This is a genomic window from Bradyrhizobium sp. 197, assembly GCF_023073375.1.
Taxonomy (GTDB): Bacteria; Pseudomonadota; Alphaproteobacteria; order Rhizobiales; family Xanthobacteraceae; genus Bradyrhizobium.
Map to the genome: position 1 here is coordinate 1 of NZ_JADPJJ010000134.1, position 12,495 is coordinate 12,495.

Consider the following 12,495-nt stretch of genomic DNA (forward strand, 5'->3'; position numbering starts at 1 on the left):
ATCCACAGACAATGAGGAATTTGGCGGCGTCACCCATACCTTGACTCACAAACACATGTGGTCAGTCAAGAGAATACAAACGGCCACCTGGGCAGTTACCGCTACGCTCGCAATGACGGAGCAAGGAGCGGCATCGCAATCTCCAACATCCATTTCAACTGCAGACACAGCTTCGCACCCTCGCGGCGCTTTTCGCCCGAGCTTTGCTTGGTCGCTTCACCCTCTTGTCCAAGAGGGTGCAGGGAAGGCCGGGTGCCGGCTGGCACCTGCGGTCCGCTGCGCGAAGATGTAGCGCAAGGAAACCGCACAGCAGCATACAGGTGTAGCCAATCACTCGGCCTTCCCTGCGCAGTGGCTTTACGGCTTATGCCGTGCTCTCCCGGGAGCCGAGTTCGTTTTGGCCTCCCTCACCCCAGCGAAAGTCGCGGGCGCCGCGCCGGTTGACGCAAGTGCCGCATCCGCCAAGGCTTGACCGTAGCAACGACGGCCAGGACCACACGGTTTTGCCGTACGCACGGTTCGCTGCTCGCCGCATTATCTCCCGGCGTTGTCGACGTTACCGGAAGAATGCTGGCGAGACGAACCTGACAGCGCCGCTCGTCGGCACGAAGCCTCGGGCTCACGGAGAGCAATCCGCCCTGCCCGTACTTTCGCGCCCGACGCTGCCGCGTCCACCGCAAGCCCGGCTCGCGAAACGTGACGACACAAGATCGCCCCTCTTGGTCGAGCCGGGATGGGCGACACATACGCCAAAACCGAATTTCGGTAAAGCGGAATATTTTCGCGCAGGCGGATTGACAGGAAGCGACACAGGCGCGGTCGCTGCTGAAATCCCGGAACTTCCGTGGCTAATCTGCAACGGTTCCCCGCGATCTAAAGCCGGCCCAGACAAATTCCCATTCCGGCCACGAACCGCTCTCACAACGCCGTGAGATTAGCAGGGGAACTACGATGCGTGCACAACGCGTTTGGAAAGTGAACGGGGCCGCCAGCGCCGGGCAGCTCCAATCGAGACTGGACGATCTCAACAAGCGTCTCGGTCATCTCGAAAACCAGCATCCGGATAGCTGGAAGGTCGAAGAGCTGAAATCGAGCGCACTCAGCCTGTCGCGCGAGATCGACGACATCCGCTGCGCCGAGGCGACCGCAGCGCTGAGCGAGTTGCTGCGGAAGTAGTCAGCGCCGGCGCGATTCGCCAGCCGCGCAAGGAACCAACGTCCGCCGCCGCCATTTTCCTGAGAGCATGGAGCAAGATCATGACCAGGCACCTGACGCGAGCCCATCTCGCACGCGGCGTGGCCGGCGCGATATCCACGCTGGTCCTGTGCGCGACGGCGGCATTCACCATCGCGCGCCACTTTGCGATGTGAGGAATTTGGCGCTGTGAGGGTTTTCGCATGACGTCCGATCCCGAAGAATCGGTAAGGCTGCAAGGCTACGGAGAGATGACGTTGCGCACGGCCATCACGACGATGATGTTGCTTGCGCCACGAGAGCGAGCGGACGCCGCGATCTTCCGCGTCCGTGACGGCGTGCGACTGGCATCGAGCGAGATCGCCGAACTCGCGTCGAATTGGGGGATCGAGCCGACCGGTGATATGCGATCGCCGAGACTCGCCCCGGATCAGCACTGGCCGGAGATCGTCCGCGGCATGGTGCGCGAAGCCCCGTTGCCGTCGCTGGTGGTGGCGTTCATGCTCGGTGTGCTGGTGGCGAGGCGGTAGGCTTGGCTACAGCAGGATAGATCACTTCTGCTCGTTCGCTCGCATGTCCTCCGCATAAGGACGCAAAGCGTCGGACATAGTGTCGAGGCGTTTTTGCCACTCGGCACCAGGCATGAAGGCGATCACCGGCTCGTCGCCGGGTGAGCTCGTCACGAACTCAGGATTACGCAGGCCTTCGGCAATCCCCGCTTCCAGCTTCTTGACGATGTCGTCCGGAACCCCCTTCGGGACCGCGAAGCCGCGTTCCGCCGTCGTCATGACCGGAAAGCCCACCTCCTCTGCCGTCGGAACTTCGGGCAGCGTTGGAAAGCGCTTCTTCGACAGCATCGCGATGACGCGTAGTTGCCCCTTGTTGGTACCATGCAATTCGGGAATTTCACTGAGACTGACCATCCCCACTTCCAGATGCCCGCCCAACAGATCGGTCCTCTGTGCGGCCGTTCCTCGGTAGGAGATTTCGTTGGGCTCCACCTTCGCGGCCGCTGCGAGCATGCGAATGGCCAAATGGCCGTTCGTGCCGGCCCCATTGTGACCAAACGTCACCGAGCCCGGCTTGCTGCGAAGTGCGGCAATGACATCCGGCAGATCCTTGAATCTGCTCTCGGCGGGCACCACGATCACATTCGGATCTTCGACGACCCGTGCGACCAGCCGGATTTCGTCCATGGTATATTGGGTTTTGCGAGTCATCGGCAAAAAGTTGTAGCCCGGCACGTTAACGACGCCGATCGAATAGGCGTCGGGCGCCGCGCGCGCGATCGAAGCAAACGCGATCTCTCCGCCGGCGCCGGGCTTGTTCAAGACGACAAACTTCGCCTTACCGCCCAGCGCACGCTCCACGAAGGGAAGAAGTTTGCGAGCCATGACATCGGTACCGCCTCCGGGTGCAAAGCCAACGACGACTTCGATTGGCTTGTCGTCCGGCCACGCGGCCCATGCCGACCCGCAGCCAGCGAAGCCGAAAGCGGCAACGAGCGCGACGATCTTTTTATACATGATTTCCAGCCCTGTTCTTGTTATTGGCCGATCGCGCCGCCGAACGTGCGATCGACTGTGGGTTCATCTAGCCGTCGGCGTGACCGGCTGGCAACTGATTCTCTCCAGTTAAGGATCGATGGGCCGCCGCGATCCGCGCGGACGCGCGACATTGATGGGTTTCGCTTTCTCTACCTATGCTGCTCGACGTGTCAGGTGCACCGTCATTGAAATCCTGTAGCTTGCGCAACAAATTTGCGCACGGGATATCCTTGATGGCGAAAGCAGCGATTGGCGATCTGGAAGGCGGCATAGCGTTGTGCGCCTGGTTCGAGAGTGTCCCCTCATTCCACGATGCGACGTTGCGGGAGCTGGAGCTTCGCCAGGGCGCGCCAAGCCGGCTGGTCGCCCACGCGTTCCAGATGACGTCCGAGGTCGATGCACACGGCTATTTCGTGCTGACGAAGCATGTGGACGTCACGTTTAGCATTTTCGAGCTGATCGAGGTCCAGCTGTTCGATTTTACAGAAGCCGGTATCATCTTCGCGTTCAGCATCGAGATCGATCCCGACGGTACGACGTTGAGCTTCGAGCCCGGCTATGGCGTGCACGGCCGGATCAAGGCCAAGCGGATCGTCGTCTCGTTCCAGCCCCACCCGACCGGTTCGTCCTGAACCCGGCAAGCCATGCCGCCGCAACAAGCCGCCCTGCCCGGCCAAATCGGCCGTGGACCCGCCCCGAAAATCGTTGCAGAAAGGCGCTCCCGAGGCGCTGGCGGCCGGTCCGCCAAGCCCTTAGGAACAAGCCTCTAGGAAAACGTCGACTTTTGGAAGAATGGTCGGAGTGGCAGGATTCGAACCTGCGACCCCTGCGTCCCGAACGCAGTGAACATCTTCTAAGTTGTTGATTTTTATAGCTATGGCAGACATTTCCGTCCCGTTTTGTTCACGGTCGTTTCACCCAATTCGTTGCGATTTCGTTGCGACCTTCGTAGACGAGAACGAGAGCTGCTGAGGACCTTGGGATCGGATACGCGGCGGGATTGGTTAGATCCTTCGTCGCCGACGGCGGGGCCATTTCCAAATGCCCGTTCCAAATGAACAACGGAAGCCGGGCGCAGTATCTTAGATTTCACTGGCAATCTTTGGTTTGGACCAACGTCAGAATGGCGGAATCAAAATCAGTCTGATTGTTCAACGATTTCAAGCCGCATTTGGAAAAATGTGCGAATTCGCCCCTAGTGAGAATCAATTGCTTAGCAGGCTTTTCCAAATGGGAAAGCGGCCAGCGCAGATCACAACCGGGCAGCCAACCCGCGACCTAGACCCTTGGTAGTTCGTCAAAAGCCGCCGTTGAAGCAGCGGCTTGACAGCTCCTAAACGAGTGCGGCGAGAGACCAAAATCGGGACCCGCTGTCGCGCTGGCAAATTCAACGTTCGCGCACAATCTTAGGGAGCGCCGCAGCTTCCATCACGCAGGCTCCCACACACGATCGCCGAGTTTGCTTGACCCCACGACTACATCAACCGCGTCGTGAGAGGGTCAAAAGATAAACGCCACAAGGCGGCCCAACACGGCGACCGACAAAGCTGCGAGAAGGACGATAAGTTGCCCAAACTGGACCTCTTCCATGTCGATGTCCGGCATCGTGATCATGGCGTGTGCGATCATGTGGCAATTCTCCATGGTAGTTCCTCCCCTAGCTATTGTTCTGCCGTCTTCCGGGCAGTACCACCCGTTCGTCGCGGATCGCTCGAGGGGCGACTCTTCGCTTAACGCGCGCGGATCAGGCCGCCCTGCTTTCAAGCTCCGTCTGATGAGATGCCGCAATCGTTCCGACGCACACTCCGAAGCCGATGGATGCAAAGCCCTCACGAGTGCAGCGCCCCTCAAATCGGATCTCGTCACCGTCGTGTAGAAAGCCGCGACGCTCTCCGTTGGGAAGCGTAATGGGGCGGGTTCCGGCAGAAGTGAATTCGAGCATGCTGCTCAATTCAGCGTCGGTAGGTCCGGAGATCGTGCCGGTGCCGATCAGGTCCCCCGGTAGAAGGTTGCATCCATTGATCGTGTGGTGCGCAACCATCTGCGCCGGTGTCCAATATAGATATTTGGCGTTCGAGCTGAGAATTTCGACAGGAACGTCCCTTGCGGCCCGCATCTTTTCGGTCGTGAGAAAAACCTTCAGGCTTATGTCCAGCCCGCCACTTTTCTGATCGTCCTCGTCGAGCAGGTATTTCAACGGCTGGGGGTCCCCGTGAGGACGAACCATCGCCGGAATGCGGAACGGAGCCAACGCGTCAGTAGTGACAACCCACGGCGAGACGGACGTTGCGAAACTCTTGCTGAGGAATGGTCCGAGTGGATACATCTCCCAGCGCTGGACGTCCCTCGCCGACCAGTCGTTGAGAAGTGAATAGCCGACGATCTGTTCGCTTGCGCGCGCAACCGGGATCGGACTTCCGAGCTCGTTGCCGCCACTGAGATAGAACCCCATCTCCAGTTCGAAATCGAGTCGTTCGCACGGACCGAAGCCAGGACTGCCCCCGTCAACCGACGGCGTCCGCTGTCCCATGGGTCTGCGGACAATTCCCTGCCCGATTTGCACCGAAGACGCCCGCCCGTGATAGGCAATCGGCACCCATTTGTAGTTGGCGGGCAGCGGATTTTCAGGCGTGAGGAGTGCGCCGGCCGCCTTCGCGTGATGTATGCCGGCATAAAAATCCGTGTAGTTCGGCACCGCAGTCGGACGATACATCGTGCAAGCGCTCAATGGGACCAGCAGGTCCGACGCACGGCGGCGCGCAGCCTCACCGCTTGAACCCGCGTCAAGCGCGGCACTGACTGCCTTTCGTAAGTTGTGCAACGCGCGAGGTCCCAACGCAAACAGCGAGTTGAGCGAGGAGTCGGCGACGGTCCACTCGGGAATTTCTGCCGGCAGGAGACCGGCGCTGTGCGCCGCATGAAGATCGAGGATCTGGTCGCCGATCCCAATCCCCGCGGATCGCTTTCCGTCCTTGCCACGGCTGAAGACACCGAGCGGCAGGTTCTGGATGGGGAAGTCGCCGGAGGGGTCATTGGCGGCCGCCACAAAACTGCGGCGCGCCGGATCGTGGGTCTCGTCGATCATGGCGTTCATCCTGCAGCTCCCGCCAGCGCGTTATTGCCCTCAGAGGGTCCGATGCCGATCTCGGATTGCACAAACTGAGCATCAAACGCCCGCCGCTCGGCCGCGGCGCGGGCCGTTCGGTCACTCAGCGAACCGAGCCAAATCACCAGAAATGCCAGGGGCATCGAGAAGAGCGCCGGATTGTCGTAGGGAAATAACGGCGCCGCGAAATGGAATACCGCGACCCAGACTGTCTTGCTCAGCACGACGAAAAGGAGAGAGCTGAACAGGCCGACCAGGCCACCGGCAACGGCGCCGCGCGTGGTGGTACCGCGCCAAAAGATCGCCATCGCCAGCACTGGAAAATTGCAGCTTGCCGCGACCGAAAGCGCTAACCCCGCCATGAACGCGACATTCTGGTTCTCGAAAGTGATGGCAAGGCCCACCGCGACGATGCCGGTCGCCACCGCGGCAATCTTCGCAACCATCACCTCACGTGCCTCTGGCGCGTTACCCTTCGCAATCACCTGCCCATAAATATCGTGGCTCACCGCCGAGGCGCCGGCGAGTGTCAATCCGGCGACCACGGCGAGAATGGTGGCAAACGCGACGGCCGAGATAAACCCAAGCAGGATTGGTCCGCCGAGAGCGCCCGCCAGGTGCACCGCCGCCATATTGGGACCGCCGATCAGATCGGTAATCTTGTTGAACTGGCCGCCCGCGCCGACGTTGAAGAAACTCGCATCCGGCATAAGGACCACCACCGCAGCAAAGCCGAACAGCGGGATGACTAGGCAGAAGTAAGCTACACAGGTCGTCGCATAGAAAACCGACTTCCTTGCGCCTGCGGAATCGCTGACGGTGAAGAACCGCATCAGGATATGCGGCAATCCCGCGGTACCGAACACCAGCGCGAGTCCAAGCGAGATCGCGGAAACCGGCTCAGCGAACAGCCCGCCTGGAGAGAGAACTGAGGCCCCCTTGGGGTGCACCCGGCTCGCCTCGGCGAATAGGCGTCCAAGACTGAAATCGAAGCGCCACAGCACCACCAGCGCCATCAAGGTGCCGCCGATCAGCAGCAGCAGCGCTTTGGTGATCTGAACCCAGGTGGTTGCCTGCATGCCGCCGACAGCCACATAGACGATCATCAGAAGTCCGACGCCGGCGACTGCGAACAGATAGTTCACCCCGAACAGAAGCTGAATGACCTTGCCGGCACCGATCATCTGCGCGATCAGGTAAAACAGCACGACGACGAGACTGCCGGTGGCGGCGACCAGACGGACCGAGGTCCGATCGAGGCGAAACGACGCTGCGTCGGCGAACGTGTAACTGCCGAGGTTGCGCAAGCGCTCCGACATCATGAACAGCACGATCGGCCAACCCGTCAAGAAGCCCAACGCATAGACGAGGCCATCAAAGCCGGTCGCATAGATCAGCGCCGAGATACCGAGGAAAGCCGCGGCCGAAAGAAAATCCCCCGCAATCGCCAGGCCGTTCTGGAGCGGCGTGATCTCATGTCCCGCGGTATAGAAGTCCGCCTTCGATTTGGTTCTGCCAGCCGATCGATAGGTGATGAGGAGCGTGACGGCGACGATCAACAGGAACATGCCTATGGCAACCCAGTTCAGATCGCGGCCCGCTACAACAGCGGTCGCCTGCGCATGGGCCGAAAAGGACACCGTCGCCGCAATGGCGGCCAGCAGAATGCGCATGATCATCGGCCACACTCCCGGCGAACGAGCTGTGTCAGGCCGTCGAAGTAGGTGTTGGAACGGCGTACATAGTAACCGGTCAGGGCAACGACCAGGGCGATCATGCCAAGCGCGATCACCATGCCCAACGGAACGGCTCCGCCTGCCATGCTCTTCCCGAGCGCTGACGACGCCGCCGAAATCAGCCCGATGAAGCCGAAGAACATCAACAACGTGACGATCGAGAGCCCCACCGCAACCTTGCCCGTGCGGCGGTCAGTTCCCGAAAAGACGGATTAGACAGGATTTTTCGCGTTTGTTCCGACGACAACGACATGATTTCCCTCCCCCATTTCTTGATCAGTTGGTTTCGACGCAGCTAGGACGCCTGCTTCAGGACATCGTCACTATCGGGCGGCGCGGATGCTTCTATCGACGGCGAGGGTCGCGGCGGAATGTTCGTCAACAGCACGCCCGAATTGGTAAGGGCTGCGATCTCCTGGTCGGAGTAGCCGTATTCCTTCATCACTTCGACGTTGTGTTCACCGCGAAAGGCGGCTTCGCGCGCAGCGGCCAGCGGCGTCTTCGAGAAGTGCCAGGGCTTGCCGGGGATCCTGACCGCCTTGCCGCGGCGGTCGGTAACCTCTTCTATCGCGCCCCACCATTTGACCCAGTCCGAACCGGCGAAGTCCTTGACCGAGCGAACCACGCCGAACGCCAGCTTCACTTCGTCGAGCTGTGCATCGAGTTCGCCGGCCGTGGCAAAGGAAAGAATCCACTGCTGGATGATCTGGTAAAGGGCGTTGAGATTCTTCCGGCGCGCCGCCGGCGTGGCGAATCTGGGATCTGAAGCGAGATCGGGGCGACGCATCGCCGCGATGTAGTTCGGAAACGTCAGGCTGCTGACGACACTGGTCGCGATTGTGATGACGTCACCGTAGCTTGTCTTGAAGAACGGCGAGTCAGCAGGTCCGAGCGCCGCCGGTTCGGCGCCGAGATCCACGCCGGAGAGATCGGCATGCACCCGTTCATTGACGGCAAGCATGGTGGCGGCCATCGCAATATCGACATATTGGCCCTCGCCTGTCTGGTCGCGGTGATGCAGTGCTGCCAGAATGCCGATGATCGCTTCGAGGCCCGTATAAATGTCGGCATGCGAGTAGGCATCATGCCTCTTGACCGTGAGATCCTCGCCGAGATGGTCGATCATCCCGCCGACAAAGCCGGATTCGGCATGGACGGTCGGCGCGTAGGCGCTGCGGTGTGACAGCGCGCTGCCCTGGCCGTAGCCGCTGATTGAGGCGTAGATTACTTTCGGGTTGCGCGCGGCGACGGATTCATAATCGAGGCCGAAGAATTTCAATGTGCCGGCGCGAAAATTCTCGACGATAATGTCGGCGCTATCGCACATCTTGCGCACGACTTCTCTTCCTTCGGGGAAGTTCAGGTCGATGCTGATGTTCCGTTTCCCCACGTTCTGTTGGATATAGTAGTAGGACATGCTCGCGGTTTCGTCGCCAGGCAGGGCGTACCGTGAGATGTCTCCGCGCGGCGGCTCGATCTTGATCACGTCGGCGCCGAGGTCCGACAGGGCCCTGGTGCAGTGGGGACCAGCAAGGACGCGCGAGAAGTCGACGACCTTGATTCCGGCAAGGGGTGTACGATTTGTCATGACAACGTCCCTCAGCGGCCCGAGAAAATGGCGTGACCAGGCCCGGACTCGCGGAAGGCCTTCAGGCCGACGACGAGATCGTTGCTCTGGAAGATCGGACGCTGCGCGTCAGACATTGCGCGGTCGGCTTTCACGACGCTGTCTTCCATATATTCCCGGACCAGTCGTTTGGTGGCGCCATGCGCCACTGTCGGGCCCACCGCAAGCTCGAGCGCGAGGATCCGCGTCATTTCTTCAAGCTGGGCTTCGGGCACGACGCGATTGACGATATTCCAGCGCTCCAGCGTCGCCGCATCATAGCGACGTCCGAACAGAGCCATCTCCTTGGCGCGCGCCACGCCGGCGCGCGATGCCACACGTTGTATGGCGCCCATCAGCGGATGCAGGCCCAGCGTCACCTCGACCATGCCGGCCTTCGCGGAGTCCGCGGCAACGATGATGTCGCAGGCCAGCGCCAGCTCGAATCCGCCACCGAGGGCCAATCCGTGCATGCTCGCGATGATCGGCACAGGAACCTGTTCGAGCGCATCCAGGCAGGCGCACACATCGATTTCGGGCATCCGTTCGCCGCGATTGTCGAATAGTTCTATTTCAGCACCGGCGGAGAAGTGTCGCAATCCGCTCCGCAGGATGATGGCACGCGCGCCTCCCTTATGAGCCTGTTCGACTGCATCCAGCAGCGCGGTCAGCAGCGGCTTGGCCACGAGATTGTAGGGAGCGAAAGTCATCGTCAGGGTAACGAGATCGCCCTCCCGACTGACGGTAACCAACTCGTTTGGTGTGGTCATTGAATTCCTCCGGATTTTTTTGAGTCAGTCGTTCGGTTCGATAATGGAACGGTATCTGAAAAACTCATACGGTCAACATAAAAAAGATATTATTGGATTCATCTTGTATTCCTCCGAATCCTTGTGAAAATGCCAGGGATGCCTCAGGACGCGACCAGCCTTACCGTTTCAGCCTATGCTCGACTTCGCTCGGACATCTTGGCCGGCCGCTTGCCGGCCGACGGAAAGCTGAAAATTCAAGATCTGGCTCAATATCTTGGGGTCAGCCCGAGCGTTGTACGGGAGGCCCTGTCGCGTCTCTCTGCCGAGGCGCTGGTCATTGCGGAGCCCCAGCGAGGTTTCCGGGTGGCGCCCATCAATGCCGCCGATGTTTCGGATCTGACGGCCGTCAGAATCGACATCGAACTGAAATGCATGCACCGCGCGATGAAACTCGGCGGCCTCAAATGGGAGGCTGCTATTGTCGCAGCCGATCATGAACTCTCGCATACGCCCCACGACATTCACGACCTGGGCGACGACTGGATGATCGCGCACGCGAAATTCCATGCCACCCTGGTGGCGGCCTGCGATAGTCCCTGGCTGCTGCGAATCCGCGAACAACTCTTCGTCCAGGGCGAACGCTATCGCCGCATCAATGTGCGAATGTCGCGCGCCGATCGTGATCTGCGCGCCGAACATTCGGCACTGGCCCAAGCCATTCTTAGCCGGCATGTGAAACTCGCCACCGATTTGATGACGGAACATCTGCGCTTGACCGAGGTGCTGACGCTTCAGTCGCTCAAGTCGCAGGACGCAGCGGTCGCCTAGCAAAAGCGTCTCCCGGCCCGATACGTTCAATTCGGCCAACCACGCTCAATTGACCATCCGCTCGTATCCTTCCCAATAGCGCTCTCGCAGCAGCCGCTTGAGGATTTTCCCGGACGGATTGCGGGGAAGTTCGTGCACGAATTCGATCGACTTCGGGATCTTGAACCCCGCCAGCCTTCCTCGCGCGAAATGCAGTATGCCCGCCGGGTCCGCCGTACGATCCGGTTTCAACACGACGAGGGCCTTGACCGCTTCACCCCACCGGTCGTCAGGCACGCCGATGACGGCGACGTCGGCGATATCCGCGTGTCCATACAAGGCACTTTCGATCTCGGCGGGGTAGACGTTCTCTCCGCCGGAAACGATCATGTCTTTCAAACGATCATGAATGTACAAATAGCCGTTTTCATCGAGGAATCCGGCATCGCCGGTATGCAGCCATCCGTTCCTGAGAGTCCTCGCGGTGTCCTCTGCCCGATTCCAGTATCCCTTCATATTTTGCGATGAGCGGCACACGACTTCACCCACCTCTCGGGCTGGTAGCGGTTTGCCCGACGCGTCGATGACCATCAGTTCAATGCCTTCGACCGGACGGCCGCATGACCTCAGGATATCCCTATTGTTCGAGGAATGGTCTGCAGCATCCAGAACCGTGATGACGCCGGTCGTTTCGGTCAGGCCGTAGACCTGGAAGAACCCCGTATGCCTGAACACCCGGAGCGACTTCCTGAGAAGCTCGAGCGGTATCGGGGAGGCTCCGTAAAGAATCTGTCTCAGTGAGGAGAGATCGATTTTTTCAACGTTACGTTCGGCCAGCATCGCCAATAGCATTGCCGGAACGAGGAACGTGACCGTAGCTCGTTCGCGCTGTATCGTTTCAAGCGCCACCGATGGAACGAACTCGCTAAGCACGATCGTCTTGAGGCCGGGGACCAGACCGAATACGCCGGTACCGACCCCTGCGATGTGGAACAACGGCATTGCGAGCAGCATGACATCGTCGGACGACCACGCCTTCCAGTCGTCAAGCGCGTGTAGTGGAAAATTGGCGTGAGAAAGCTGCACGCCCTTCGGATAGCCGGTCGTGCCGCTGGTGTAGAGCTGCAAGCAAACGTCATCGGGGCTGACTGGCAGGCTCGCCTCGGTCGTCGGGTGGGCATCGCGCCACTTGAGGTAACGAGAGTCCAACACAATGATTTGGTAAACAGTTTCCAGCTGATCCTGGATTTCAGTGGTAAGTTTCTCGAACGATTCCCCGACGAAGAGAATCTCGGTTTTGGCATCGTTGACCGCGAAAACGATCTCGGGAGGTGCCAGCCTTGCATTGATGGGAACCAGGACGGCGCGGGCCTTGGCTGCCCCGAGAAGCACTTGAAAAAAGATATCCGAATTCTTGTCGAGTATCGCAATTCGGCTGCCCGGTCGCACACCCCCAGCCATGAGGCCATTGGCGACTTGATTGGATAATTCCTCCAAAACCCGATAGCTTGTCTCGCGCCCCTCGAAGCTCACGGCGACGGCGTCGGGCGTGATGGCCGCGTAACGTCGCGGAATTTCCGCGATCGTCTGGATCGGCGTTGACAGCAAGGCCCCTTCCGATTTGGACATCCATCCCTCCCGTTATGATTTTTGAGATGGAGGATGACCGGCCCGGCGCCCGGCAAGTATCTAAATTCTGAACTACCGCTATTCAGCGCAGAATGACCACGGCCTCTTCGCGTGTCTT

Annotated in this window: 11 protein-coding genes and 1 pseudogene; 4 read left to right on the forward strand and 8 right to left on the reverse strand. The window is 60.0% G+C overall.

The window, feature by feature from the left end; all coding sequences use genetic code 11:
- The first annotated feature begins 951 nt into the window (after positions 1 to 951).
- A complete protein-coding gene (locus IVB27_RS29495; protein ID WP_247347940.1) occupies positions 952 to 1,176 on the forward strand; it encodes a hypothetical protein in 225 nt (74 codons plus the stop codon).
- Between the two features lie 221 nt (positions 1,177 to 1,397).
- Entirely contained in the window at positions 1,398 to 1,724 is a 327-nt protein-coding gene (locus IVB27_RS29500) for a hypothetical protein (protein ID WP_247446417.1), read from the forward strand.
- Positions 1,725 to 1,745: 21 nt separating this feature from the next.
- Here the strand turns inward: IVB27_RS29500 and IVB27_RS29505 are convergent, their stop codons facing one another.
- Positions 1,746 to 2,720: a tripartite tricarboxylate transporter substrate binding protein gene (locus IVB27_RS29505; protein ID WP_247446418.1), complete on the reverse strand. Its 975-nt coding sequence runs from the start codon at positions 2,718 to 2,720 to the stop codon at positions 1,746 to 1,748.
- A gap of 254 nt (positions 2,721 to 2,974) precedes the next feature.
- On the opposite strand from IVB27_RS29505, the gene IVB27_RS29510 reads away from it, so the two are divergent.
- The gene (locus IVB27_RS29510; protein WP_247446419.1) at positions 2,975 to 3,373 is read left to right on the forward strand and encodes a hypothetical protein; all 399 of its coding nucleotides are present in this window, start codon (positions 2,975 to 2,977) and stop codon (positions 3,371 to 3,373) included.
- An 868-nt stretch (positions 3,374 to 4,241) separates the two neighbouring features.
- Here the strand turns inward: IVB27_RS29510 and IVB27_RS43035 are convergent.
- From IVB27_RS43035 to IVB27_RS29535, 6 genes and pseudogenes are all read right to left on the reverse strand, one after another.
- On the reverse strand, positions 4,242 to 4,370 hold the full coding sequence (locus IVB27_RS43035; protein ID WP_256468474.1) for a hypothetical protein: 129 nt from the start codon (positions 4,368 to 4,370) through the stop codon (positions 4,242 to 4,244).
- Between the two features lie 115 nt (positions 4,371 to 4,485).
- On the reverse strand, positions 4,486 to 5,835 hold the full coding sequence (gene fahA / locus IVB27_RS29515) for a fumarylacetoacetase (protein ID WP_247341851.1): 1,350 nt from the start codon (positions 5,833 to 5,835) through the stop codon (positions 4,486 to 4,488).
- Entirely contained in the window at positions 5,832 to 7,526 is a 1,695-nt protein-coding gene (locus IVB27_RS29520; RefSeq protein ID WP_247348285.1) for a cation/acetate symporter ActP, read from the reverse strand. Before IVB27_RS29520 ends, fahA begins: the two co-directional genes overlap by 4 nt.
- A pseudogene (locus IVB27_RS29525) lies at positions 7,523 to 7,762 on the reverse strand (DUF485 domain-containing protein); the annotation flags it as partial. The gene IVB27_RS29520 and the pseudogene IVB27_RS29525, both read right to left, overlap by 4 nt.
- A 116-nt stretch (positions 7,763 to 7,878) precedes the next feature.
- The gene (locus tag IVB27_RS29530) at positions 7,879 to 9,171 is read right to left on the reverse strand and encodes a CaiB/BaiF CoA transferase family protein (protein WP_247341842.1); all 1,293 of its coding nucleotides are present in this window, start codon (positions 9,169 to 9,171) and stop codon (positions 7,879 to 7,881) included.
- A gap of 11 nt (positions 9,172 to 9,182) precedes the next feature.
- The gene (locus tag IVB27_RS29535) at positions 9,183 to 9,959 is read right to left on the reverse strand and encodes an enoyl-CoA hydratase/isomerase family protein (protein ID WP_247446421.1); all 777 of its coding nucleotides are present in this window, start codon (positions 9,957 to 9,959) and stop codon (positions 9,183 to 9,185) included.
- A gap of 138 nt (positions 9,960 to 10,097) precedes the next feature.
- On the opposite strand from IVB27_RS29535, the gene IVB27_RS29540 reads away from it, so the two are divergent.
- Complete coding sequence (locus IVB27_RS29540; protein WP_247446422.1) at positions 10,098 to 10,769, forward strand: GntR family transcriptional regulator; 672 nt, start codon at positions 10,098 to 10,100, stop codon at positions 10,767 to 10,769.
- Between the two features lie 45 nt (positions 10,770 to 10,814).
- Here the strand turns inward: IVB27_RS29540 and IVB27_RS29545 are convergent, their stop codons facing one another.
- Positions 10,815 to 12,377, reverse strand: a complete 1,563-nt coding sequence (locus tag IVB27_RS29545) for a fatty acid--CoA ligase (RefSeq protein WP_247446423.1) — start codon at positions 12,375 to 12,377, stop codon at positions 10,815 to 10,817.
- Positions 12,378 to 12,495: the final 118 nt, after the last annotated feature.

Coding starts and splice junctions, on each gene's coding strand:
- IVB27_RS29495 (WP_247347940.1), top strand. CDS start 952: ATGCGTGCACAACGCGTTTGGAAAGTGAACGGGGCCGCCAGCGCCGGG.
- IVB27_RS29500 (WP_247446417.1), top strand. CDS start 1,398: ATGACGTCCGATCCCGAAGAATCGGTAAGGCTGCAAGGCTACGGAGAG.
- IVB27_RS29505 (WP_247446418.1), bottom strand. CDS start 2,720: ATGTATAAAAAGATCGTCGCGCTCGTTGCCGCTTTCGGCTTCGCTGGC.
- IVB27_RS29510 (WP_247446419.1), top strand. CDS start 2,975: ATGGCGAAAGCAGCGATTGGCGATCTGGAAGGCGGCATAGCGTTGTGC.
- IVB27_RS43035 (WP_256468474.1), bottom strand. CDS start 4,370: ATGATCGCACACGCCATGATCACGATGCCGGACATCGACATGGAAGAG.
- fahA (WP_247341851.1), bottom strand. CDS start 5,835: ATGAACGCCATGATCGACGAGACCCACGATCCGGCGCGCCGCAGTTTT.
- IVB27_RS29520 (WP_247348285.1), bottom strand. CDS start 7,526: ATGATCATGCGCATTCTGCTGGCCGCCATTGCGGCGACGGTGTCCTTT.
- IVB27_RS29530 (WP_247341842.1), bottom strand. CDS start 9,171: ATGACAAATCGTACACCCCTTGCCGGAATCAAGGTCGTCGACTTCTCG.
- IVB27_RS29535 (WP_247446421.1), bottom strand. CDS start 9,959: ATGACCACACCAAACGAGTTGGTTACCGTCAGTCGGGAGGGCGATCTC.
- IVB27_RS29540 (WP_247446422.1), top strand. CDS start 10,098: ATGCCTCAGGACGCGACCAGCCTTACCGTTTCAGCCTATGCTCGACTT.
- IVB27_RS29545 (WP_247446423.1), bottom strand. CDS start 12,377: ATGTCCAAATCGGAAGGGGCCTTGCTGTCAACGCCGATCCAGACGATC.